This window comes from Amycolatopsis anabasis (assembly GCF_009765355.1).
Taxonomy (GTDB): domain Bacteria; phylum Actinomycetota; class Actinomycetes; order Mycobacteriales; family Pseudonocardiaceae; genus Amycolatopsis; species Amycolatopsis anabasis.
The window spans coordinates 1-24489 of the sequence record NZ_VTHK01000095.1 but is presented as its reverse complement, the minus strand read 5'-3'; the positions used below and the strand labels follow the sequence as shown (position 1 = coordinate 24489).

The following is a 24489-nucleotide window of genomic DNA, read 5'->3' as shown; positions in this document are numbered from 1 at the left end:
GCTCGACCCCCAACACCTCAGCCACCAAACCCACCACAACCCCACGACCCGAGCCCGAATCAGAATCCGAAGTGGACACGGCAGACGGGGGCAGAGAAGCGACCGGCGGCGCCGCCGTGGGAGCCGCCGGTGCGGCCGCGCCGAAGCGGGCGGCGATGCGCGCGTCGTCGCCGGTCACCACGAGCGGCGCCGCGACGGGTCCGGACAGCAGGCCATCGAGCAGGGCGAGCCCCTCGTCTGTGCGCATGGCACGCAGCCCGGCGAGCCGGTACATCGCCGCCGCGGAGGGCTTGAGGCTCATGCCGCCCGACTCCCAGAGCGGCCACTGGATCGCGCGTCGCCCCGGGCGTCGTGCGGCCCACGCGGCTTGGAACGCGTTGCCCATCGAGTAGGTGGCGGCGCCGAAGTCGCCGAGCACGGCCGACACCGACGAGTACATGCAGAAGAAGTCGAGCGGATCGTGCTCGGTGAGCCGATCGAGCAGCAACGTGCCGTCGATCTTGGGGCCGAGCACCGCGCGCACCTCGTCGTCGGTGGCCTCGGTGAGCTGCCGGTCCGGGTCGACCCCGGCGGCGTGCACGACGCCGTGGAACGGGCCGGTCGTCGCACGTGTGTCGTCGAGCGCCCGGCGCATGCCCGGCTCGTCGGAGACGTCGGCGCGCACCGTGATCACGCGCACGCCTGCCGCCGCAAACTCGCCGATGGCTTCGCGGGCCTGCTCGTTCGGCTCACGACGCGCCGTGAGCACCAGTGTTCCGGCGCCGGATGCGGCGAAATGCCGCGCGGTGAGCAGGCCCAGGCCGCCGAGGCCACCGGTGATCAGGAACGTGCCGCCGCGGCGCAGTCCCGCCGACGCCGCGGGGCGCTCCTGCGGGCGCAGGTGGCGTTCATACCTGCCTTCACGGTCGTGGAGCGTCGCTTGTGGACGGTCACGCGCGGCATCGGCGAGCACCCGGCCGATCCGGTCCGGCACCGCGCCCGCCCGCTCGTCGAGCACGCTCAGTGCCACCCGCGTGCCGGGCAGCACCTGACCGGCGCTGCGCTCGATCCCCAGCCACGACTCGGCGAGCGCCAGCTGGCGGTCGTCGGCGGCGGCTGCCGCCAGCACGACGACCTGGGGCCGGAGGCCGGACCGGGCGACGGCCGACAGCAGCCGCAGCGGCGCAAGCGCGTCCTGCGTGTCCCGGGAGTCGGCCGCGGCGCGCAGGTCGAGCAGCGTGGCAAGCCCGGTGCCCGCACACTTGGCGGCGAGTGTCCGGCCGAGCGCCTCGACGTCGGCAAGGTCCACTGGGTGATCGTCCGGTCGTGCGCCGTCCCGCGATTCGTCCTGACTCACCAGGAAAAGCGCCTCGGCGCCCAGGCCGGCCAGTCGGCGGCGGAGGTCGTCGCGCAGGGCGGCGCCGGGCGCGACGACCACGGTGCGGCCCAGCGAGCGACCACCGGTCGCGGTCCCGGCCGCCCCCGGCACGAGCCGCCACGTCTCCTCGAAGAGATGGACGTCGTCTACTGGGGCGGGCGCGGCCGGTGTCGCCACTGTCGCCGCGGCGGGCGGGGCGGGCAGTTCCGGCAGTTCCGGTAGCCAGTGGCGGGTGCGGGCGAACGCGTACGTCGGTAGATCCGCGATCCGGCCGCCGAACTCGGGCAGCGCGGATCGCCATGGGACGTCCACGCCGTGTACCCAGAGCTCGAGCACCCGCTCGTAGCGGCCCTCACCTACCCAGCGCAGCAGCGTGTCGCGCAGCTCGGGCTCGTCGGCGAACACGGTGACCCCCGCGGGCATCTTTCTGGCGTCACCGGTCACGGTGCCCGGCCGGGCCCGACCCGCGCGGAAGTCCGCGAGTCGTTCAACGGCGTCCTCGATGGAGTCGGCGACGAACGCGAGGCGGTGTTCGAGGTGGTCCCGGCCGGCGGCCAGCGTCCAGGCGAGATCCGCCCGCGTCACGTCGTGTTCGCGCAGCCGCGCGAGCAACGCGTCCGCCTGCGCGCCCAGCCGCTCCTCGGTGCGAGCCGAAAGCAGCACGGGAACCGGGCCGGTGTCGTCGTTGCGCGGCAAAAATTCCGGTCTGTGCTCCTCGATCACGGCGTGCGCGTTGGCCCCGCCGTAGCCGAATGAGTTCACGCTCGCGCGCAGCGGCAGCTCGGCCCCCGAGGAGTCGCGACGCGGTTCCCACGGCTCGATGCCGGTGACGGGGCGGAACGGCCCGAGCTCAATCTCCGGGTTGAGCCGCTCGAAGTGGAGCAGACCTGGCAGCGTGCGGTGCCGCATCGACAGCACGACCTTGAGCACGCCGACAAGTCCGGCACCGGACTCGAGATGGCCGATGTTGGTCTTGGCCGACCCGACCGCGCAACCGCCGTCCGGCAGGTCCGGATCGAGCTCGGCGAACGCCTGGCGCAGCGCGGTGACCTCGACGTGATCGCCGAGCGGCGTGCCGGTGCCGTGCAGCTCCACGTAGCCGACTGTGTCCACCGGCACGCCCGCCCGCCGGTACGCGTCGAGGATGAGCCTGCGCTGCGCCTCGGGATTGGGTGCCCGCAGCGAGCTCGACCGGCCGTCGTGGTTGGTCACCGCCGCTTTGATCACCGCATGCACCGGGTCGCAGTCGGCGATCGCCCGGCGCAGCGGCTTCACCACCAGCGCCACGACGCCCTCGGCGCGCACGTAGCCGTCGGCCCCGGCGTCCAGGGTGCGGCACCGGCCGCGCGGGGACAGCATGTTGGCCGCGTCGAGTCCAGCGAACGTCCGCGCGCCGAGCAGCAGGTTCACGCCGACCACGACGGCGAGGTCACTCTCCCCGGCACGCACCGACGACACCGCCCGGCTCAGCGCGACCAGCGAGCTCGAACACGCGGTGTTGATCGTCTCGCTGGGGCCGTGGAAGTCGAACCACCGGGAGATCCGGTTGGCGATGAGACAGCTGTGCACGCCGGTGTCGCCGTGCGGGCCGTACTTGTCGAACAACACGTGGCGACGCTCGATGGTCAGGTCGAGGTAGTCGATGGCGTGCACGCCCGCGAACACGCCGACCTGCCCGCCGCGCAGCGACGACGGCGGGAGGCCCGCCGATTCCAGCGCGCGCCAGGTCGCCTCGAGCCCCTTGCGCTGCTGCGGGTCCATCGCCTGCGCCTCGCGCGGGGAGATCGCGAAGAAGTCGGCGTCGAAGGCCGCGGGCTCGTCGGTGAACGCGGCGAAGCGGGGAAACTCGTCGCGACCGCGACCCCAGAACCGCTCCAGTTCGTCGAGCAGCCACGGGCGGCTCGCGGCGATCTCGCTGACCGCGTCCCGGCCGTCGGCGAGGTTACGCCAGAACGCCTCCGGGTCACGCGCGGAGCCGGGCAGCTCACACATCATGCCGACGATCGCGACGTCGTCGCCCGCGTCCGTCTCCTCGACGCGGAAGGAGTCCGCCTCGATCACGGCGTCGCGCTGATCGGTCATCGCATGTCCCTTCTCTCCCGGCGCATCAGGCGAAGCGGCCGAGAATCCGTTCGCGCACCTCGGGCTGGTGGAACGTGATGTCGTGCATGGCGAGCTCCCGGCGCACCGTCTCGGGCATGCGCGCGCGCAGGTCCCGGACCATGTGGTCCTTGAGGGTCACCAGTGCGAGCCGTGGCTTGTCGGCCAACTCGCGGGCCAGCGCGAGCGCACGGTCGAGCACTTGCGCGCGCGGCACCACCGGGAACGGCACGCCCCGGTCCCGCAGTTCACGGCCCCGTACAGAGCGGGCCGACATCAACAGCTCGTAGCCCAAAGCGAAGCCCAGCCGGTCGGGAAACACCGCGGTGGACCCGAAGCCCGGTGTGAAGCCGTACTTCATGAAGCTCGCGGTGTAGATGCCTTCCTCGGCGAGCACGACGAAGTCGGACGCGAGGCCGAACGCGAGGCCGCCACCGACGGCGTGTCCCTGCATCGCCGCGACCACCGGAATGGGGCAGTCCAGCGGCAGGCTGTAGAGGTTCGTGTCCGACGGCGCCCCGTTCACCGACGTGAACGCCGCCTTGCCCTCCTGGATCGCGAGCAGGTCCTCCTGTGTGCCGCCGGTGGCGAAGTAGTTTCCGAAGCCGGTGAGCACGACGCAGCGCGAGCTCTCGTCCGTGCCCGCGCGTGTGAACGCCTCGGCCAGTCCGCCCACCAGACCGGGTGTGAAGCCGTTGCGGCTGACCTCGTCCCGCATTCGCACGAGCAGGATCCCGCCGTCGAGAACCTCCGTGGCCACGCAGCCGCCTGCCGCGGCACCCGCCGACGCGCTCATCTGGCGACCTCCCACGGGTAGACGCCGTCCTTCTGGAAGCGGGTGATCCGCTCGACCGTCGCCGGGACGGCGAACATCGCGCGGTTGGCCTTGCCCGCGACGTCGCGCAGCGCGGCGAGGTCCGGGCCGAGGCGGGACATGTACGCCTTGTACGCGCCGACGCCCTCTGCCGGGAGGTGCCGAAGCCTTCGCAGCGACCGCTTCAGCAGGCGCGTGCTGTCCTGATCGTGGTCGTCGGCGAGCCCGCGGTCGGCCGCCTGCGCGGCGGTGATCGGAGCGGTCAGCAACGTCATGGCGTGGGCGGCCTGCCAGCCGACCCGCCGAGCCAGGAACGGCAGCACCAGCGCCGGATAGAGGCCGAACAGCAGCTCGGAGAGGCTGAACGTCGCGTCCGACCGGGCGAGCACGAGATCGCTCGCGGCAACGAACCCGACGCCGCCCGCGTTGGCCCGGCCGCGCACGTGCGCCACCACAACCACGGGCGCGCGGGTGAGCCGCAACCACAGGTCGTAGAGGTGCTCCGGCTCGGACCGCGCGCCGCTCGGCGCGTCCGCGCGGCCGCCCGCGATGCCGTCGAAGTCGGCGCCGAAACAGAAGGTCTGCTCGTTTCCCTCCAACACGAGCACCCGCACGCCGTTCCCGTCCGTTCCCCGGGTGCCGCCGGTGCGGTCCGCGCTGCAGCGGTCGAGCACCACCCCGAGGTCCCGGACCAGCGCGGGCGTGATCGTGTTGCGGCCGCCCGCGCTCTGGATCCGCACCGTGCACACGCCGTCCTCGACCCACGCGTCGACGTCGGTCAACCCGGTGAAGCGAAAACCCGTCATGGCCTCAGACCCACTCGTACTCGCGGTGGTAGTCCTTGATCGCCTTGAGCACCACCTGGCCGGTGCCTTCGACCGACGCGTACGGCTTCGCGTACTCGTCGCGGTCGACGACGACGTCGCGGGTGCCAAACCGGATGCCGCCCGCGTCGGCGAGCAGCCGCTCGTACAGCTCCCACTCGAGCTCGACCCGGCTGTCCAGCGACTCGGCGACCCCCATCGCGCGCACCGCCCGCTGCCCCTCCGGGGTCACCACGCCGCTGTAGAACTCCGAGCAGCAACCCGACCCGTAGGAGAAGCAGCCGACGCGCTTGGCGGAGTCGAAATCGCCGTTGGCGATGGTGCTGAAGAGATTGAGGAACACCGTGGCGCCCATGACGTTGCCGACCCGACGGCAGTAGGCCAGTCCGGGCTGCACCCGCGCGGCGAAGTCCTGTTCGATCGCCGCCCCGCGCAGCTTGCCGACCTTGCGGGCCATGGCGCGGTGCGCGCCCTTGACCATGCCGCCGAACGGCGTGTGAAACGAGAGATAGTCGAAGCTGCCGACCCAGTCGGCGCTGTCGACGCGTTTGCGGTACTCCTCGAACGCCGCCGCACAGCAGTCCAAATAGGACAGCAACGACGTGTCCGCGTCGCCTGCCTCACCGTCGGGGAACGGACGGCAGGTGTCCATCACCTCGTGGCCGTAGTAGCCATTGGCGCCGATGTCGGCGGCGAACACCGTCGGCTCGGCGCTCACCAGCATCGCCATCGCGCCCGCGCCGCCGCTGGGCTCGGCGAACGACCAGTCCTCCGACAGCGCGTCACTGCCCTCGGCGACCAGGAACTTGGCGACGTCGGTGGCGATCACCAGCGCGAGTGCGCCGGGCGAGGCGTTGGCCAGCACGAAGCTCGACGCCAACTGGAACCCGGCCGTGCCGGAGTAGCAGGCGTTCTTCACCTCGCAGAGCCGGCAGTTGCGGCCGAGCCCCAGCAGGTCGTGAACGTAGGTGGAAAGCGACTTGCCGAAGTCCACACCGGACTCGGTGCACGTCACCACCAGCTCGATGCGGTCGCGCTCGGCGGGGGTGAGCGCGTCCACCAGCGGCTTGGCGGCGTTGACGGCGAACGTGATCGGATCCTCGTACGGCAGCGCGACCGTCTTCTGGTCCATCAGCAGGTTATGGAACCGATCCATGGCGAGGTTGCGGCGGCGGGCCAGATCCGCCACGTCGACGTACGCCGATCCGCCGTAGAAGTTCATCGCCTGGATGCCAACCTGCCTGCTGCTCACCACGTGTGCTCCTCGAGCTTCTCGGTCTCCCCGGTCGCGTCCTCGCCCGCGCGAACAACGAGGCTGGTGTTGATGCCCCCGAACCCGAACGCATTGCTCAGCGCCAGCCGCGGCTCGCACTTCTCCGTCTCGTCGCCCACCAGCCGCAGCCGCTCGTTCACCGGACGCACGACGTTGCGGCTCGGGTGAAGGAACCCGCCCGCCAGCTGTTGCAGGCAGGCGACCAGCTCCACCCCCGCGGCGGCGCCGAGGCAGTGGCCGATCAGCGCCTTGGTGGAGTTCACCGGCGGCATCGCGGGGCCGAAGACGGCGTCGAGCGCCTCGGCTTCGGCCAGGTCACCCTGGGGGGTCGACGTCGCGTGCGCGTTGACGTAGCCGACGTCCGCCGCGGTCACCCCGGCGTCGGCCAGCGCCGCCGTGATCGCACGGACCTCGCCGTCGACCGACGGCTCCGTGGAGTACGAGCCGTGCAGGCGGATCGAGCCGCCCGCAAGATACCCGGAGATCGACGCGCCGCGGGCGCGGGCGACGTCGGCCGCCTCGATCACCACGGCGGCGGCGCCCTCGCCGAGCACGAAGCCGCGGTGCGCGGCGTCGAACGGCCTGCTCATCTCTTCCGGCGGCGTATCGTCGTCGGGGTGCAGGCTGTTGATCTGCCGCAGCGCGATCAGCTCGACCGGGGACAGTTCGGTGGGCGGAAACACCACGAGGCAGCGGTCGACGACGCCGTGCCGCACGTGCCGCAGCGCCGTGACGAGCGCGCTGTTGCCCGCCGCGGACGCGCCACCGACCACGACCCCCTCACCGCGCGTGCCGAACACGTAACCGCATACCGCCGCGAGGTGGGTGTCCCACATCTGCGCCGCATAGCCGGGGCGGACCCGCAACGGGTCGTCAACGTACTTGCGGCCCTCCAGGAAGCCCTGCATCGGCGACTGGTTGGTGCCGCCGACCACAACGGCGGTCGACTCGGCGTCATCCGGGCCGCACCCCGAGCGCAGCCACGCCTCGCACGCGGCGATCAACCCGAACCCCAGCGAGCGGGACCCACGCCGGATCAGCGGCCGCGCCGACGCGGCCAGCGGCGGCGGCAGGACGTCGAGCACCGACCACCGCTCCACGGCTTTCGCCGGGAGCCAGCCGCCCGCGCCGCCGATCACGACCTCGGTCTCGACCCGCCTGCTCACGCCGTTGGTCCCGAGTGCGAGCGCGGTGGCGAACTCGGCGACGCCGCTTGCCACCGCACACTGCACGCCCTGGCCCGTGACGGCGACCTCTCGCACGCCTGCCGGTGAAACGAGTGACACGGCGCACCGTCTCAGTTCGCCGTGGCGCGGGCGTCGATCACGGCGATGATCTCGCCGATGTTGCCGCACGTGGCGAACTCGACGAGCGGTATCGACAGGCCGAGGTTCTCGAGGGTGTCGCCGATGATGTCGGCCCGGTCGACCGAGTTCGCGCCGAGATCGGCCAGTTTCGCCCCCGCGACCACGGCCTCCCTGTCGACCTCCGGGAGGACGCCGACGACGACCTCCCGGAGCGCACCGAGAATCACCTGCGAGTCCACGCGATGTGCCTCCTTGTCCTTGTCGTCGCTGTTTCCGCCCGCGGTGCTCAAGCCGCCGCCTTCACGGCCTGCCTGCCGATCTGGCGGACCATGTCGGACACGACCCGGCCGGGTCCGATCTGGACGAACTCCTCGACGCCCTGGTCCATGAGGTACTCGACGGTCTCGGTCCACCGCACCGACGAGGTGATCTGAGCGACGAGGGTGTCGGCGATCCGGTCCTGCGCGTACGGCAGGGCGTACGCGTTCGACACCACCGTCGACGTGAGCTCGCCGAACCGCACGGCGCGGACCTCGGCCGCGAACGCATCGGCCGCCGGAGCCATGTAGCGGGAATGGAAGGGACCGCTGACGTTGAGCTTCACACAGCGGGCCGAGGCTGCCTTGAGCGCGGCCTCGGCGACGTCCAGCCCCGGCTCCGGGCCCGCGAGAACGACCTGCTTGTGCGTGTTGAGGTTGGCGAGGTCGACCTGGTCGGCACCGGCCTCAGCGAGCACCTCGCGCACGGTGTCGGCGTCGACGCCGAGCACGGCGCGCATGCCGCCCCCGCCTGCCGCGGCCATCAACTCGCCGCGGCGCTTCACCAGACGCAGCCCGGTGCCGAAGTCGAGCGCGCCCGCGGCGAACAGCGCGTTGTACTCACCGAGGCTGTGCCCGGCGAAGAACCGACCTTCGTTGCCGTCCTGGTACCAGCGCAAGTACTGCAACGCGTTGACGACGTACAGCGCCACCTGGGTGTACTTGGTGTTGCCGAGCCTGCCGTCGGGATTCTCCAGGCACAGCTTGGCGATCGAGTACCCGAGGATTTCGTCGGCCTCGCGAGTGAGCGCCGGATACCGCGCGAACTCCTCGGCGCCCATACCGGGTGTCTGGGATCCCTGACCGGGAAAGACGACCGCGATCATCTGGCCTGTCTCCTATCTGCCCCGAGCGCGCCGGCGCCAGGAGCGATTTCGCCGACCAGTGCGGCGAGCTTCGCCTGTTCCCGGTGGAACGGCGTGATGATCGGCCGCGCCGTTCGCTCGGGGTGGCTGACGCGCATGATCGCGGCGAGGCTCGACGACGGCGTCAGATCGATGTGGACGGTCTCCGGACCCGCGGGCACAGCGGACACCGTGTCGGTGAACCGGATCGGACGGCGAAGCGTCTCCCAGTATGTCTCGGGTGTGCCGCGGGTGACTCGCGCCGCCGTGGCGGATGAGTACAGGATCGAGTCCGGACGGTCGAACTTGACTCCGCGCATCGCGGCCAGCGCCGCGATGCGCATGTGCTCGATCCGCGAACTGTGGAAGGCCGTCGTCAGCGGTAGCCGCATGGTTACCACGCCACGCTCGTCCAGCGCTCGCTCGGCGACACCGAGTTCGTCGGCCGTGCCCGCGAGCAGAAAGTGTCCGTCGTGGTTGGCCGAGGCGATCTCCGTGCCACTCAGCTCGGGCACCTCGGTACGCAGAGCCGGGTCGCCGAGCACGGCGAGCAGCCCGCCGAGTCCGGCCCGGCTGCCGAAGCGGCGCCCCAAGTCGATCACGGTGTCCAGCACGATCGGCCAGTCGACATAGCCCAGCGCGGCCATACCCGCGAACTCACCGAGGCTGCTGCCCACGACGCCCCTCGGGCGCAGGCCGTGTGTCTCGAGGAGCCGGAACAGAGCAACCTCGACCATCACGATGGCCGCGTTCGTCAGGGTCAGATCGTCGCACGCGTCGGCATACTCACGGCGCGGGTCGTACAGGTAATCGACGACTGAAATCCCCTGCGCGTCGCGGACGAAATCCTCCATCTCATCCACTGCCTCACGGAATTTCGACGCACCCGCATAGAGGTCTCGGGCCATGCCGAAATACTGCGAGCCTTGACCGCCCACAAGGAACAAAAAATCAGCGTCAGCAGTCGTCACAACCTAATTCACCCCCGGCCAATAAACGCTACTCGCTCAGGTCGCGAGCAGCCATGAATCGCCGACTTCTCGTCGGCGCAAGCAGCACCGCACCACGCAGCCCGAAATGTTTGGACTGCGGAACAGAGAAGCCGCATCGTCTAGATCGACAATTCCCCCGTAATTACCCCCGTAATTACCCGTGTGACCAGACCTCGCACGGTTGACTGCGAGAAGCCGGTCGGTTGCTAAAACTCCCCTGCCATCGCCACGCCTGCCCCAGTCCAGGCGCCACGACACCGAACAGCTCGACCCGGGAACGCGTCGGCGCACGAAACCCGGACTTCTTTGGCACCACAATGGAGTATGCGCGGATTGAACCGGTCCGTCAAGCTCGGCCGAACGAATTTCAATCTGTCAATGACTGGTTACGCCGGGGAGCGTCCGACCAACTGTGTAAGGCCGTGGCCTACTTGTTGATGTTGATGCGGTCGCCGAACTGGATGGCGAACGCGTTCAGGGTAGCCTTCCAGCCGTTGGATCGGGTGATGCCGATGGCTCCGTCCGGACGTGTCATGGTGCGGACGGCGAGGTAGAGCGTTTCCAACGCGGCCTGCTCGGAGGGGAATGCGCCGCGGTTGCGGGTGGCTTGCGCAGTCGCGCGTTGAGCGATTCGATCATGTTCGTGGTGTAGAACACGCGCCGGATTTCCAGTGGGCAAGCCAAAAACGGCGTGAACTCCTCCCGCGCGGCCCGCCAGGCCTTGGGGATCGCCGGATAGCGCTGGCCGATCTCCCCGGCCTCCAGTTCGTCTAGCACCGAGGCGGCGGCTTCGAGGGTTGGTGCCTGGTAGATCGGCCGCAGCGCGGCGGTGACGGCGGTGATGTGTCTCTTCGAGGAGTAGCGCATCGAGGCCCGGATCAGATGCACGATGCAGGTTTGGACGATCGCGGCCGGCCAGACGGTGGTGATCGCCTCGGGCAGCCCTGCCAGTCAGTCGCAGCAGACGAAGCACACCTCGCTCACGCACCGGTTTTTCAGTTCTTCCAACACGTTCATCCAATATTTGGCACCTTCGTCGTCCTTGCCGATCCACATCCCGAGGACGTGTTTGGCGCCGTCGAAGTCGATGCCGACGACCACGTAGACCGGGGGGTTGGACACGTGGCCCTCGCGGATCTTGACCCAGAGGGCATCGACGAACAGCACCGCCCAGCTCGAGCCGAGTGGCCGGTTCTGCCACTCGGTGACCTCGTCGGCGACGGCGTCGGTGACCTTGGAGATCAGGTCGGGTGAGACCTCGAGACCGTAGATGTCGGTGAGGTGGGCCTGGATATCGCGCACGGTCATCCCGCGGGCATACAGGGAGATGATCGCGTCGTTGAGCCCGTCGAGACGGCGCTGCCGTTTGCGCACAATGGTGGGCTCGAAGGAGTGCCGTTGCGGTCACGGGGACGGTGATCTCGACCGGACCGACATCGGTCAGCACGGTCTTGGAAGTCCTGCCGTTGCGCGAGTTCCCCGCACCGACACTGGCCTGGTCGCCAGGTTCATAGCCGAGGTGGTCGGCCATCTCGGTGTCCAGCGCCCGTTCAAGCACCCGCTGGGTCAGCTCGGTGAGCAACCCGCCCGGATCCACAACTGCCGACCGGATACGTCGGCGTGGCGCAGCAACTGCTCCACCACATCAGGCTCGACGCCGCAGGCGCTGGTCTCGTGGTTGCTGTCGTTGGTTCCTGCTTCGGTCACAGTGTCGTGCCCTTCCGGTGGCGGGGAGATCACCTCCCCCGCCAGCCTGTCAGGGCCACGGCTTACACACTTCGACTCACCCTTACGCTACGCCGCGTTCATCCACTCTCGTTTCGAGCCTTTCGGCGGACCCGAGGCGTCCTTTTGGAGTACTCCGACAATGCGGTCGCGGATCGAGAGCCGAGGGTAGCAATCGCGCCATTCTCATGGTCAAATTTTCGACGAGGCGGCGCTAGCGAATAGCCCGGCGCGGAATAAGGCATTGAACGTGACTTGTCGTGGGTGCGTTCGCCGGTCGACAGGCGAACCAGGCCGGTCCACACACCGATCCGAAAGGACACTCATGTTCGACAGAATCGCCGTCGTCAACTGCGGCGAGCCCGCCATGCGCCTGCTCCGCGCCGTGGAGAAGCTGCGTGACGGGGGCTCCGTGATCGCGATGGTGGCGCTGCACGTGACCGAGGAGGCCAAGGCTGCCTACGTGATCGATTCTGCCGCCGCCCGGCCGTTCCTCGGCCTCGAAGTCCTGGGGTATGCGCTGGTGCGTACCGCCGTTGACGCGGTGTGGACAGCCTGTGGACCCGTCGCGGAAAACTTCACTTCGCCGAGCTGTGTCACTGGCTCGACGTCACGTTGATTGGGCCGATGAGCAAGTCGATGCGGCTGCTGGAGGACAAGATCATCGCCAAGCTGCTCACTGAGGAGGCCGGGGCCAGTCCACCCACGAGATCGTGAAGGCGGTGGCGGGAGACGGCCGGTTCGCGGAATCGGTCTTCGGCACGGGCGGCCGAATGGTCGAGGTCGACCGTCCCGCCGGTTCGAACCAGGCAGGCGTGATGCTCGGCCCGGTCACCACCCCGGATCGTCACCTTCACCCAGCGCGGCAGTGAGATCAACATCGTCGTCACCGGCTTCAACGTCGGCGGCCAGCCGTACTGGAACGCCGAGGCCACCATGTTGATGCACACTCGCGGCGTCCTGATCATGACCCTGGCTAGCGTCAGGATGCTCACCGGCACGGCCGCGATCGAGTACGCGGGCGAGGATAATTTCGCCATGGGCGGTTACCATCGGATCATGGGCCACAACGGCAAGGCCCAGTACTGGGCGGCGAACCTGTCCGGGGCGATCGGGCTGTTGCGGCGCCACTACGCCGGGAACTACGTCGCGCCGGGCGAGCCACGGCCACGGAGCGTGTCCACCGACGACCCGACCGACCGCGACGTCACGACCCAGTCTCACCACGCGAAGGGCTCGCTGTTTTGTACCGTCGGCGAGATCTTCGCCGCCGCACATGACCTCACCCGCAAGCTGCCGTTCGACACCCGCACGGTGATGCGCGCGGTGGCCGATGAGGGCCGGCGCGTCCTCGAGCGGTGGCCAATGATGGCCGAGGTGGAAACCGCGGTAGGGCACGACGCCTATGTCGGCGGCTGGCCAGTGTGCCTGATCGGCATCGAGTCCCGGCCGCTGGAACGGCCGATACACCGAGGCAGCGACGGACCTGCGACCCATGCCGCCGGACTCTGTACCCGCCGCAGTCGTCGAAGAAGGTCGCGCGGGCGATCAACACGGCCAGCGGCCGAAAGCCGGTGGTGGTGCTCGCCAACCACACCGGGTTCGACGGCACCCCGGTGTCGCTGCGCAACCTGCGACTGGAGTACGGCGCCGAGATCGGCCGGGCGATCGTGAACTTCGAGGGGTCGGTCGTCTTCTGCGTGATCTCGCGCTACCACGGCGGTGCCTTCGTCGTCTTCTCCAAGGCGCTCAACGACAACATGACCGTGCTTGCGCTCGGGGGGTCGTACGCGTCGGTGATCGGCGGCGCGCCTGCCGCGGTCGTCGTCTTCGGCCGCCAGGTGGACGGCCGCGCCGAAGCCGCCGAGGCGGTGCGCGAGCTGGCAGGCCGGTTGGAGGCGGCCGAACCGGAGCAGGTGCCGAGACTCGCCGAGGAGTACCGGGTCGTGCGCGCGGGCGGGCGCAACCGGGTGCCGGCCGAGTTCGACGCCGCCGCGCACACCATCGGGCGCGTCGTCGCCGTCGGATCGGAGGACGAGATCATCTCGCCCGCCCGGTGGCGGCCGCGGGTCATCGAGGTGCTGGACGACTGGAACCGGTCCCGGCCCGGTGCGGCAGCCGCGGTCGAGCGCCCGGTCGACCAAGCGGTGTGATCGGGGCGTGCTCGAGCGAATCCTGCCCCGGTGCGTCCACGTCGCCGAACGACGTACCGACGACACCGGGGAACGACTCTACCCGGAGGAGCTGGCGCACATCTCGCGGGCGGTGCCCAAGCGGCGCAATGAGTTCACCACGGTCCGGCATTGCGCTCGCCTTGCTCTGCGCGGGCTGGGGCTGCCACGGCCGCCGCTGGTGCCAGGTGAGCGCGGGGCACCGACCTGGCCCGACGACGTGGTCGGAAGCATGACGCACTGCGCGGGCTACCGCGCCGCCGTGGTCGCCGACCGCGAGGAGGTCCGTTCGCTCGGCATCGACGCCGAACCCGACGCACCCCTGCCCAGCGGCGTGGCGGAGAGCGTCACGCGGGTGGCCGAGCGTGAGCACCTCGCCGAGCTCTCGGCCGCCACCGCCGGTGCGGGTACCGGGCCGCACTGGGACCGGCTTCTGTTCAGCGCCAAGGAAAGCGTCTACAAGACGTGGTTCCCGCTCGCTCGCCGCTGGCTGGGGTTCGAGGACGCCGAGGTGCGCATCCGTCTCGACGGGACGTTCGTCGCCGAACTGCTCGTCGACGGTCCGGTGGTGGACGGCCGACGACTCGCCCGCCTGAACGGCCGGTGGCTGGCCGCTGAACAGCTCCTGTTGACCGCCATCGTCCTGCCGCCGAACCCGTCATGATCATGCGCGCAACTTCTCGAACGCCCCTGAAACGGACACCGCGATCGTGCTAAGCTCGTAGCCAGAGTACGACTATTCCAACTAGTAGGAAAGTTCACCCCTGGTGAGAGAATGGGGAGAAGGTACGCGTGAGCATCGAGCAACTCCCTCCCGGGCCAGGCAAGTTCGCGAGCACGATCAAGGTCGGCGCGAAGGGGCAGATCGTGATCCCCAAGGAAGCTCGCGACATGTTCGGCATCAAGCCCGGCGACACCTTGCTACTGCTGGCCAGCGTCGAACGAGGGATCGCGATCCTGCGGCAGGAACTGCTCGATCGGTTCGTCGCCGCGGCGATGCCTCCCGCTCCTGTGACTCCGGGGGAAGAAGGCACAGAGGAGGGTGACGATCGATCGTGAGTGTCGTCGCATGCGAGAACGTAGTCCGCAGATTCGGTGATTTCACCGCTGTCAACGGCGTATCCCTTGAAGTCGAGGAAGGCGAGATCTTCGGGCTCATCGGACCCAACGGCGCGGGTAAGACCACCCTGCTGAACTGCGTCGAAGGAATCGACAAGCAGACCTCGGGCAACATCTCCGTGCTCGGGCTCGACCCGGCAGGCGACCAGCACGAGCTGACCTTACGCATCGGTGTGCAGTTGCAGGCCGCGGCGTTGCCGCCCCGGCTAACCGTCGCCGAGGTAATGAAGCTGTTCTCGGCATTCTACGAGAGCCCCGTGCCGTGGCAGGACCTGCTGAAGAAACTGGGCATCGGGGGCAAGGAGAAGTCGATGGTCGAGCGCCTCTCCGGAGGCCAACGCCAGCGTGTGTTCATCGCACTTGCTCTGCTGCACAAGCCGGAGGTCGTGTTCCTGGACGAACTGACCACCGCGCTGGACCCGCAGGCACGCCTGGCGATGTGGGACGTCGTCGAGCAGATCCGCGATGAGGGAACCACCGTGGTGCTCACGACGCACTACATGGAGGAGGCCGAGCGCCTGTGCGACCACGTGGGCATCATCGACCACGGCAAGCTCATCGCGATGGACACCGTGCCCGCGCTCATCCGTGACCATGCCGGTGACGCCACGGCGCGCCTGCTGCTCGTCGAGCCGCCGCCGGACGACCTGGGGCTGGACTCGATCGAGTCGGTTACGACCGCCCGCCGGGACGGCAAATACCTCATCGTCCAGGGCACCGGCGGTTTCCTGCAGGACGTGCTGGCCGAACTCACCAACCAGGACCTGCGAGTGGCCGACCTTCGTGCCACCTCGCCCGGACTGGAGGACGTGTTCTTGAACCTGACCGGACGCGCGATGCGCACGGAGGACCAGTCATGACCGGATACCGAGCACTGATCTCCGCATTGATTCTCAGCCGGGTGCGCGAGCCGGTCGGGTTCTTCTTCGCGTTCTTCTTCGCACCCGCGCTGGTGCTGATCCTCGGTGCCATTTTCGGGAACGACCCCAGTCCCCAGTTCCAGGGCCGAGGCTATATCGACGCGACGTTGCCCGCTTTCTCGTCACTCGTGCTGGCCATCATCGGTGTACTACTGCTGCCGATGAACCAGCTGGCGTTCCGGGAGACCGGCGCGCTGCGCAGGCTCCGGCTGACCCCGATGCGGCCCTTCACGTTCCTCACCGCCGACCTCACCGTGAACTTCGTGATCGGCCTCGTCGGCATGATTGTCGCGCTGCTCGTGGGAGCGCTCGTCTACGGCGTGGATCTGCCGAGCAACATCGGCCTTGTGCTGCTAGCCGCAGCACTGGGCCTCGTCGCGTTTCTTGCTCTCGGTTACACCCTCTCCGGCCTGTACCCGTCCACCGGCGCGGCCACCGGCATCGGCAACGTGTTGATGATCCTGCTGATGCTGTCCTCGGGTGCGTTCGTGCCGCTGAGCGTGCTGTCCGAGGGCGTGCGAAAGGTCTTCGACTTCTCGCCCATCAGGCACTTCGTCAAACTGATCGACGGTCTGTGGTCCGGAGAACCGTGGTCGGATCTGCTCGTCCCGACGGCCGTCCTAGTCGGCATGACAGTGGTCTTCGGCATCCTGGGCACTCTCCTGTTCCGAAGGCAACGCACTTGATGTGCGGGTGGGGCCGTGAGTCTCCGCTGCCTTGCCCGGCACGCTCGCGACCCCGCCGCGCCAGCCTCGTTCGATGCCCGCAACCACGGCACCGACACACCGCTCAAACCGGAACCGGTGGAACAATCCCAAAAGCCGCCACCGCAACCTGTCGTAAGTAGTCGCGACCGAAAATCGCCAGAACGCTCCGGAAACCCACGACATCCAGGGATATTCACGCGAATCAAAGGCCTCCGGCAAGCTCCACGTGCCGAAGGCCTTCGGTGGGTCCGAGAATCAGCAGTACTGACGCCGGAACCGTCACCCACGAGCAGTCGTCCAACCACCAGCCACTCGAGTCGCACAGGGTCGCGTTGCCACCCACGGCCCCGGCAAAGTCGTTAGCTGCCTTTCCTCGACCTCCAACGCCGGGTGGCCGACGCGAGTGGGGTGCAGCTGGTGTTCTGGGCTGGAATCGACGACCTCGGCGCGGCCACCGCGTTCCTCCGCATCGCCGCGATGCACAAACGACCGTCCACCACACTTCCGGGCCCGGTCTACGTGCACGGCGACCCCGACACCTCCTACACCAGCCCGCAGGCCGTCGACCTGATTACCACGGTGCGCGATGAACCCTGAACCCGAAGAACCCGCACTCGCCGAAGCCGTCGCCGCCTCGGCGAACTCGTAGGCAGGCTGATGCGCCTCACAAAGCACACCTCCGCCTAAGTCTATTGTGGACGCCCGCCTCGCGAGTTCAGTTATGGACCACGACAAGAAACAGCCCCGCGACACTCCACCGGGTATCCCGCCGCAGCAGTTGTACCGGGAACTCGCCGCGGCTTTCCATCGCCAGCAGCCCTGACGAACCCACGCGACGCGTCCCTCAGACCCAGCGTTTCGAGTCGGCCAAGCCCTTTAGTCTTCCTCTTTCGCGGTGGCCGTCACCGGGGCCCAGGATTCCAGCAGCTCGGGCCAGGCGCACTCAAACGGCCAGCACTGCCACATCCCGGTCGCCGAATCAGGCAGCCACTCGTCCCCCTCGAAATCGGTGACGCTGTCCACATCCGTCGGCTCGAGCGCTCCTACCTCGAAGACCGACACGCCAGAGGAGCACTGAATCACGGGGCCAGTATGCGACAACACAAGCGCGCCTGGCCAGCCGCCGCCGACTAGTACTCCAGCCGCACTTCGTGATACTTGCGGGTGTAGTGTGTCGATCTTGTGTTGAGTGAGGATGATCTGGCGGCCTGGGTGTCCGGGTTGGATGACCTGTTCGCGCGGGTCGCGGGACGGTTCCATCGGGCCGAGCCTCGGCGCAGGGCTCGTGCCTACGTGCGTGGCTTGCTTGCGCCGCTGGCCGGTAAGAACGGCTGGACGCTGGCTGAGGCCGCCGGTGACATCACCCCGGATGGGATGCAGCGCCTGCTCAATGCGGCGGCCTGGGACGTCGACGGCGTCCGTGATGATGTCCGCGACTACGCGATCAGCCATCTGGGTGAGCGTGACGGTGTGCTGATCGTGGACGAGACCGGATTTCTCAAGAAGGGCACCAAATCCGCGGGCGTTCAACGCCAGTATTCCGGCACTGCCGGACGCATCGAGAACTGCCAACTCGGCGTGTTTTGTGCTTACGCCACAAGCAAAGGCCGCACCTTGATCGACCGCGAGCTGTACGTGCCGAAATCCTGGACCGCCGATCGGGAACGTTGCCGCGAGGCGGCGGTTCCCGACGAGGTCGAGTTCGCCACCAAGCCGGTATTGGCTCAGCGGATGCTTGCTCGTGCCCTGGACGCCGGTGTGCCCGCTAGCTGGGTGACCGCCGATGAAGCGTACGGCGGCGACTCGAAATTCCGTCGTTGGCTGGAAGAGCAGCGGATCGGCTATGTCGTGGCCGTACCCACCAGCCAAACCATCCCCGCGGTGGCCGGCACGTCCCGTGCCGACGCGCTCGTCGCCCACGCGCCCGCTGACGCGTGGAAACGCCGAAGCTGCGGCGACGGCGCCAAAGGGCCACGGATGTTCGACTGGGCCGTCGCCGAGCTGCCAACCTATTCCGACACCACGCCACCCGGCTGGGGACGCTGGCTACTGGCCCGCCGTTCACTGACCCGAAACAGCAAAGGCAAGTACGAGATCGCTTACTACTTATGTTGTGCCCCAACAGGAACACCCGACGAGGAACTGATCCGAGTAGCCGGAGCACGATGGGCGATCGAGGACTGTTTCCAGACCGCCAAGACCGACGTCGGCCTGGACCACTACCAGGTCCGCCGCTACGACGCCTGGTATCGGCACATCACCCTGGCCATGCTCGCCCACACCTACCTGGCCGTCACCGCCGCCATCGCCCCAAAAGCCCTGACAGCGGCCTCATCCCAGTCACACTGGGCGAGGTCAAGCGTCTCCTGGCACACCTGATCACCACCCCGCTCGACCGCCTCACAACCTGGGCCTGGTCACACTGGCGCCGACACCACCAATACCGAGCCCAACAAGCCCACTACCAGCGAAGACACACCATCAATCACGAAGTGCGGCTGGAGTACTAACCGCCGAACCCGATGCGTTTCTCGCGCACCGGGACAAGCACCGGCCCCTCCTGCGAAGCTCCGGAGCTGACGGCAGCACCCGCAACAGCTGCACAGGATCGGCCCGCCCGCGTCCATCTGACGGTTCCGCCGGCGCCGTCCAGAACACGCAGAGGACCGCGCTGGCAGGGAACGGTCGGTGCGCATGGTTCTACCGGCCTTCCCAGGCACGCAACGCGGCATCCAGGGCAAGACGATCACGGACCACGCTCTGCAGGCGCTCCAGCGGCCGGTTCTTGCTCACCGCGGCCAGCAGCGTCGCGTACTCGGTCAGCAGTTCCTCCAACACTCCCAGCGGGAGCATCGCCACCGGCTCAGGACCCTCGGATCCGATCGCCGTGGCCAACCGGGCCGCCTGGATGAACCGCTCCCGGGTGACCTCGGACTGCTCGGGCAAGTCTTGCTCACCCCAGGCCCGCGCGCCCACGTGCGTCAGGTACGCCATCAACAGATCGTGCGCTGCCTTCTCCTCCGCGCGGTACGGGCGGGGCTTTTCCTGCTCCGGATCGTTCTCCCGCAGCGCCCAGAAGTAGGCCTCCAACTCGCCCGCATCGAGGTGCGGATTCCGGTCAACCAGCGCCGCCAGCTGCTCTTCGTTGCTCGGCATGCGCCTACGGTATTCCCGAGCAGCCCACACGATCGAGGGACACAACCGCACCGAGCTTCGGCAAAGCAGCGCGCCCCGTCGACGAGGAACGCACGACGATGACCGCTCGTATTCGGTCAGCGGTGTACTCCAGCCGCAACGCGTGGCGCAGCTCGAGCTCCAGGGCTCGCTGCTCTCCGCCAGGCAGTCCGTCCGTGTCTCACTGGCTGCCGACAGGTATCACCACCATCAGCTGGCCGGACGAGCGCTCGAGGAGCGCCGCGACCTGCGGTCTCGGATGTTTTCTGCCCTCACCGGTAGAACCCGAACGCTCGCCGGACGGCCCGGTGGCCGAACCACACAGCGCAGGCGACAAACGCCACAACGAGCACCAACCACAGCACGAGTGGCCCGTCGACGACGGCTGCGACCACGGCGATCGCCAGGACGCCGGCCGGGCCAGCAGCGGCGCCAGTCGGCCGTCCGGCACGGCATGCCCGCACGTGGCCACCGGCCGCGCAAGGTGCGGCAACCTGCCCTGCACCAGTCGTACCGCCGCGGGCTGGAGTCCAGTGAGGTCGGCCCGTGTAGACGTCGACGCGTAGTAGCGGACTGTTCCACCCCCGAGCGCCACCGCGGCTTCGCGGTAGACCACTTCCCACGAGTTCCGGTTCCCGTGCAGGGCGCGGAACAGCAGTTGCCGATACCGGCGGTGTTTCCCGCCGAAGGAGAAGCCTTGCGGCAGCGTCCAGGAGATCTCCCGCGTCCCGTCGTCGTCCACGCGGCAGGCGCCGTATTCAGCACCGAGGCCCTCCAGCCAGTCGGCTGCCTGACCATGGACCGCGACCGCCCACCGGTTGGCACGATAGGGCCGGGCGTCCAGAGACTTCATCGTCATCACGCTTTCCTTTCGTCACCACAGCGCGTTCAGCGGGGTGCGACCGAGTACGACAGCGAGTCCGCGAGGACGAAATGCCTGGCTAGCCCGGGGTTTTGAAGCCGGCGGCTGCGGTGGCGAACTGGACGGCCTGCGGGCAGAGCACCAGCATGTCGCCGACCATGGTGGGAAAGAGGTTCGCTTCGGTCAGTTCGCTGCCCGCGATGGGCAGCGGGTTCCGCAGCGCGGCGGTCTTCTGGGTATGCCCGGTTGCCGGATCCAGGTCATAGACCTCCAGGCTGGCCTTGTCCAGGAACCGAATCCGGTGGGCATCGGGCTGCAGGGGCGTCACGAACTCGGGCGCCCGCTCACCGGAAAGCGCGGTGCGCCAGGTCTGCTCGCCGGTGGTCAGATCGATCCCGATCAGTTGCCGATCGTGCCGATCCTCGGACGCGTCGGCCCAGTTGCCCACGATCAACGTGCCGCCGACGATGGTGAACGCTCGCGTCCAGCCGGTCGTGCCAATGCCGCGACAGGCCGGCGGCCAACTCGTTCCCGTTGCCGCGTTCGATCCGCAGCGCGACCGCGCCGGTGTCGTTGTAGACCGCGTAGCTCTGCCGGTAGCAGCAGGAGGTGCCGGCCTGGTAGTGCGCCAGAATCGGGGGTTCCGCCGACAGCATCGCCACCGGCTTGAACTGTTCGGTTCCCGCGATCGGTGACGACCACTGCCGGGCCCCGGAGGCGGGATCGAGGGAGACCAGCTGCCACGGGCCGATCACGCTGCTCTGACCGCGGCATCGCGCGGTGACCAGAATCCGCCGGGAACTGGTCATCACGTCCACCACCTCGAAACACCCGTCCAGGCCGGCCTGCCACACCCGCGCGCCGGTCCGGCCGTCGATCTTCACGACCTCCGCCGAGGCGTCCGGGTCGCGGTGCCGCGGTGGGCTGCCGGGCGAACCGAGATACAGGGCGTCGTCGAGCACGTCCACCACCGGTTCGCCGTCGGTCTCGGGCGAGCGTGCGATGTCTTGGGCCACCGCGCCGGTCGCCACGTCCACGACGAACACGTGATCGCAACGCTTGTCGTCCACCGTGCCGTAGGTGATCACCGCGACCGAGCCGACTCGGCGGGCGGCTTCGCACGTCCCCTTGTGCGGCGGCAACCGTGTTTCCCAGTTGACCTTGCCCGTGGCCGGGTCGATGCTCTGCATCGCGTGCGTACCGGCCCGCACCAACGCGGTGCCGGTCGCCCAAGCCTGGCGATGGGTGGACTCCCGCCGATCCACCCCGGCGTACTCGTTACCGATCCCCACACTCCACGCCGCCGCCACACCGCCGCCCGGGCGATCACCGCGCCCGCTCGGCGCCAGCACCACCACCAACACGACGACCAGCGCGAGAGCCAGTACACCGCCGCCCAACCCGAGCCACAGACCGATGCGGCGCCGCTTCGGCGGCGGAGTCGGCGACGGCGGCCACCCTGCCCCCGGCGCGGGTTGGCCAGGACCAGGGCCAGGTCGCGCAGGATCGGTCAGCGCCCATGTGGACACCGTGGCGTCTTCGATGGCGTGAACGGGCGGTGTGACCAGCGTCAAGTGCGGTGGACTAGTCCAATTGTCGGAACTACGCCGGTTGAGTGTTCTCATTGTTTCACCAACGATTTTCCTTGACCGAAAGTCCTTAAGGCCGATAGACAGGCGTTGCTCATTGCCGACCCGTGGGAGCGGGACAGCAGGGCAATGTTGATCACCGTTCCAGAAGGGGGAATTCTGGTGCGCAAGGCACGCAAAAGACCGAGAAGAATAGCAACTTCGATCGCGGCAGCGGTTTTGTTGTCGATGTCCGCCGCCTCTGTGACAGCTTCCGCCGACGAACCGATCCAGGTGGGGATCACGAATCTTGATGGAACTCCGCTCTCCCAGGCGGGACAACAACCGTCACCGCCGCCCACGTTCGAAGACGCGCTACGCAAGGCCGATGAACGCGGCAACACTCCGTCGCCCGAGTATGCGACCCCTGAATTCCTTAAGGCGGTCGACGAAGTGGCCCACCGGCCACCGGGCCAGCCTGCGGTCGCGCAGGAGATACCACCGATATTTCTGGCCGCCTGCGAGAATGACCCGCGCGCGGCCACGAAGGAAGGCCATGTCTTTCATCGGGTCTTCTGGTGCCAGCGCTATGGCGCCAGAGCATGGGCCAAACGCGGAAATGTGGTGATCGGTGAGGCGACCCTGAACTGGATCGCGGTGGCGATGGGAAGCTACAAACGCCGCACCATCGATATGCAGTTCAAACCCACCTTCATGGGAGACAACTGGGGCGTCTACGAGAACATCAACACAACGACCCTGTCCCTCGGCCCGGTATGCGGGGCGCAGGGCTCGCTCGGGTGCAACGTCAACGCAGCCCCGCTGAACCAGTCACTGGCCGCGTGGAAACGGGATGTCACCAACCAGACCTGGTACGGATGGCTGATCGACTCTGACGAGACCCAGAGCACCGCGCAGGACAAGACACTGTTCCACCAGTGGCACCTCACCGCGGCGGTGCGCACCCCCATCCCGGCCGAGTACTGGGACTGGAACCTGCCGGACAACACCATCCGGTGCGACTCGGCAACCTACTTCCCGAACGACCCGCTCGCCTGCATCAATGCCGATGTGGTCGCCTGGCTTCCCTATTTCATAGGGCTACCAGCCCCGGTGGGCGGCATCGACGAAGTGGCACTGCATATTCGCCAGGCGCTCAACGAACCCAGCACAACCTTCCCGCCCTCTCCCTTCGGGAAGAAGATCCCCGGAAAATACATCCAGGGCAACCCGGACGCGCCCGGACTGCACCGGATACCCGGAAGCGAGGAAGGCCCCAACCGTGACGTCGTGAGACAGACGTGCGCACTGCTTCAGAAGCCGTCACCGTCGCACCAGTGCGACGAATACCCCTTCGCCTCAACCCAGCAAGGGGCGGCAAGCCCGGACTGGGACTATTCGGTGAAATACGTTGACGGCACACAGAACCAGCGAGCGGGCGGACAACTCGTAGCCTTCTACAATCGCGACCGAATACTCCACAAGAAGCTCGACCAGTTCTTCGTCAACATCATCGACGTGCGATAACATCACACGCCATGGCTGAGCTGCTGCGCCGGACCCAGTGCGAACCCACAACCCAGTACGGCCTGTTCGTCATCGACGGCGCCGCCGACCACTGGACCACACCGGACCCCGGCAGCGGCGACTGGCTCACAGCCACCGAAGAACAGATCGTCATCCGCAGTGCTTCCGGGGTGTGGAGCGCCCCGGAAGCACTGCTGGAGTACTGGGACAGCGAACCGCCCACCCCCGTACCACCATGGGACACCACCCTCGACGCGCTGACCTACCTGTCAACACCGACCCTCACCGTCCGCAATCTCGCCGGTGACCACGCATTCGCCCGGTTCACCCTCGGCCAACCGGGCGTGTATCGCGTCCGAGCACACACCGGACACCGGGAACGCCTGCGCGACACCCTGGACCAGGCAACGCGAGAATCCGCTTCCGCCAACGAGTCGGGGCCGGTACGGGGCGCAGAACGGTTCCTCATCCAGTTCTGGCCCGGCGAGACACCCGACACCCGCGACAAGGTCGCAACCCACGAGCAACCGCACCTACCGGCGGACCAGGCAAAGTTCATGGACGCGATCCACCAACTCGCCACACGCGACCCCGCCACCTTCTCCGACGCTGTGGAAAACACACGACGAGCTACCCAACCGCCACCATCCAGGTAAGCCTTCTCGTCGCGATTCCAATTCTCCCGCTCGCACGCCTCCAACAACCCACCTGACGATCATCCCGACGGTGCCCGCACAAGCTGCCAGGCCACCGTGCACGTCCCCGGAACGCGTGGATCCCACCGTCCGGGACACCACAACGCTTTACCCCGCATCGATGGACATGCCATCGGGGCTTATCTCCGTATGCAGCCTGCAGCGCCGAGCGCTGTCAGCGCCCGCTGGTAC

General features: G+C 68.1%; 23 protein-coding genes and 2 pseudogenes. 10 read left to right on the top strand and 15 right to left on the bottom strand.

Going from position 1 to position 24489, the window contains the following annotated elements; all coding sequences use genetic code 11:
• From FXO23_RS48430 to FXO23_RS48390, 9 genes and pseudogenes are all read right to left on the bottom strand, one after another.
• Positions 1-3439 (bottom strand): SDR family NAD(P)-dependent oxidoreductase (locus FXO23_RS48430; protein ID WP_158895613.1); only part of this gene is annotated, 3439 nt, incomplete at its 3' end.
• A gap of 25 nt (positions 3440-3464) precedes the next feature.
• On the bottom strand, positions 3465-4253 hold the full coding sequence (locus FXO23_RS48425) for a polyketide synthase (protein WP_158895611.1): 789 nt from the start codon (positions 4251-4253) through the stop codon (positions 3465-3467).
• Positions 4250-5077: an enoyl-CoA hydratase/isomerase gene (locus FXO23_RS48420; RefSeq protein ID WP_158895609.1), complete on the bottom strand. Its 828-nt coding sequence runs from the start codon at positions 5075-5077 to the stop codon at positions 4250-4252. The genes FXO23_RS48425 and FXO23_RS48420 overlap by 4 nt, the downstream gene beginning before the upstream one ends.
• 4 nt (positions 5078-5081) lie before the next feature.
• A complete protein-coding gene (locus FXO23_RS48415; RefSeq protein WP_281356748.1) occupies positions 5082-6347 on the bottom strand; it encodes a hydroxymethylglutaryl-CoA synthase family protein in 1266 nt (421 codons plus the stop codon).
• Complete coding sequence (locus FXO23_RS48410) at positions 6344-7630, bottom strand: beta-ketoacyl synthase N-terminal-like domain-containing protein (protein WP_281356747.1); 1287 nt, start codon at positions 7628-7630, stop codon at positions 6344-6346. The genes FXO23_RS48415 and FXO23_RS48410 overlap by 4 nt, the downstream gene beginning before the upstream one ends.
• A gap of 35 nt (positions 7631-7665) precedes the next feature.
• Positions 7666-7965 carry a phosphopantetheine-binding protein gene (locus tag FXO23_RS48405; protein WP_158895603.1) on the bottom strand — a complete coding sequence of 100 codons (300 nt, stop codon included), beginning with the start codon at positions 7963-7965 and terminating at the stop codon, positions 7666-7668.
• Entirely contained in the window at positions 7962-8819 is an 858-nt protein-coding gene (gene fabD, locus FXO23_RS48400) for an ACP S-malonyltransferase (RefSeq protein ID WP_158895601.1), read from the bottom strand. Before fabD ends, FXO23_RS48405 begins: the two co-directional genes overlap by 4 nt.
• Positions 8816-9808: an acyltransferase domain-containing protein gene (locus FXO23_RS48395; protein ID WP_158895599.1), complete on the bottom strand. Its 993-nt coding sequence runs from the start codon at positions 9806-9808 to the stop codon at positions 8816-8818. Before FXO23_RS48395 ends, fabD begins: the two co-directional genes overlap by 4 nt.
• Before the next feature lie 448 nt (positions 9809-10256).
• Positions 10257-11536: pseudogene (locus tag FXO23_RS48390) on the bottom strand (IS256 family transposase).
• A 343-nt stretch (positions 11537-11879) separates the two neighbouring features.
• On the opposite strand from FXO23_RS48390, the gene FXO23_RS48385 reads away from it, so the two are divergent.
• Positions 11880-12173: a biotin carboxylase N-terminal domain-containing protein gene (locus FXO23_RS48385; protein ID WP_158895598.1), complete on the top strand. Its 294-nt coding sequence runs from the start codon at positions 11880-11882 to the stop codon at positions 12171-12173.
• On the opposite strand, the gene FXO23_RS52605 is transcribed toward FXO23_RS48385, so the two are convergent.
• Positions 12151-12594, bottom strand: coding sequence for a hypothetical protein (locus FXO23_RS52605; RefSeq protein WP_343034604.1), 444 nt, complete (start codon positions 12592-12594; stop codon positions 12151-12153). The two genes, FXO23_RS48385 and FXO23_RS52605, sit on opposite strands and share 23 nt — an antisense overlap.
• Before the next feature lie 534 nt (positions 12595-13128).
• Between FXO23_RS52605 and FXO23_RS52600 the strand changes: the two genes are divergently transcribed.
• The 6 genes from FXO23_RS52600 to FXO23_RS48350 all read left to right on the top strand — a co-directional run bounded on the left by FXO23_RS52600 (position 13129) and on the right by FXO23_RS48350 (position 17068).
• Positions 13129-13707, top strand: a complete 579-nt coding sequence (locus FXO23_RS52600) for a carboxyl transferase domain-containing protein (RefSeq protein WP_343034603.1) — start codon at positions 13129-13131, stop codon at positions 13705-13707.
• Between the two features lie 7 nt (positions 13708-13714).
• Complete coding sequence (locus FXO23_RS48370) at positions 13715-14389, top strand: 4'-phosphopantetheinyl transferase family protein (protein WP_158895594.1); 675 nt, start codon at positions 13715-13717, stop codon at positions 14387-14389.
• 128 nt (positions 14390-14517) lie between these two features.
• Positions 14518-14784, top strand: coding sequence for an AbrB/MazE/SpoVT family DNA-binding domain-containing protein (locus FXO23_RS48365; protein ID WP_158895592.1), 267 nt, complete (start codon positions 14518-14520; stop codon positions 14782-14784).
• Positions 14781-15704 carry an ABC transporter ATP-binding protein gene (locus tag FXO23_RS48360; RefSeq protein WP_179957082.1) on the top strand — a complete coding sequence of 308 codons (924 nt, stop codon included), beginning with the start codon at positions 14781-14783 and terminating at the stop codon, positions 15702-15704. Before FXO23_RS48365 ends, FXO23_RS48360 begins: the two co-directional genes overlap by 4 nt.
• Entirely contained in the window at positions 15701-16450 is a 750-nt protein-coding gene (locus tag FXO23_RS48355; RefSeq protein ID WP_158895590.1) for an ABC transporter permease, read from the top strand. Before FXO23_RS48360 ends, FXO23_RS48355 begins: the two co-directional genes overlap by 4 nt.
• 438 nt (positions 16451-16888) lie before the next feature.
• Positions 16889-17068, top strand: a complete 180-nt coding sequence (locus FXO23_RS48350; RefSeq protein WP_158895588.1) for a hypothetical protein — start codon at positions 16889-16891, stop codon at positions 17066-17068.
• Between the two features lie 279 nt (positions 17069-17347).
• On the opposite strand, the gene FXO23_RS48345 is transcribed toward FXO23_RS48350, so the two are convergent.
• Entirely contained in the window at positions 17348-17533 is a 186-nt protein-coding gene (locus FXO23_RS48345; RefSeq protein WP_218952416.1) for a hypothetical protein, read from the bottom strand.
• Between the two features lie 138 nt (positions 17534-17671).
• Between FXO23_RS48345 and FXO23_RS48340 the strand changes: the two are divergent.
• A pseudogene (locus FXO23_RS48340) lies at positions 17672-18981 on the top strand (IS701 family transposase).
• A gap of 190 nt (positions 18982-19171) precedes the next feature.
• Here FXO23_RS48340 and FXO23_RS48335 read toward each other — a convergent pair.
• From FXO23_RS48335 to FXO23_RS48320, 4 genes are all read right to left on the bottom strand, one after another.
• Positions 19172-19627, bottom strand: coding sequence for a hypothetical protein (locus FXO23_RS48335; protein WP_158895582.1), 456 nt, complete (start codon positions 19625-19627; stop codon positions 19172-19174).
• A gap of 199 nt (positions 19628-19826) precedes the next feature.
• Complete coding sequence (locus tag FXO23_RS48330) at positions 19827-20504, bottom strand: hypothetical protein (protein WP_158895580.1); 678 nt, start codon at positions 20502-20504, stop codon at positions 19827-19829.
• Positions 20505-20586: 82 nt separating this feature from the next.
• On the bottom strand, positions 20587-20835 hold the full coding sequence (locus tag FXO23_RS48325; protein WP_158895578.1) for a hypothetical protein: 249 nt from the start codon (positions 20833-20835) through the stop codon (positions 20587-20589).
• 16 nt (positions 20836-20851) lie between these two features.
• Positions 20852-21871, bottom strand: a complete 1020-nt coding sequence (locus tag FXO23_RS48320) for an outer membrane protein assembly factor BamB family protein (RefSeq protein WP_158895576.1) — start codon at positions 21869-21871, stop codon at positions 20852-20854.
• A 354-nt stretch (positions 21872-22225) separates the two neighbouring features.
• Here FXO23_RS48320 and FXO23_RS48315 point away from each other — a divergent pair, with 354 nt between their 5' ends.
• Positions 22226-23602, top strand: a complete 1377-nt coding sequence (locus FXO23_RS48315) for a NucA/NucB deoxyribonuclease domain-containing protein (protein ID WP_158895574.1) — start codon at positions 22226-22228, stop codon at positions 23600-23602.
• 11 nt (positions 23603-23613) lie between these two features.
• A complete protein-coding gene (locus tag FXO23_RS48310; protein WP_158895572.1) occupies positions 23614-24258 on the top strand; it encodes a hypothetical protein in 645 nt (214 codons plus the stop codon).
• Positions 24259-24489: the final 231 nt, after the last annotated feature.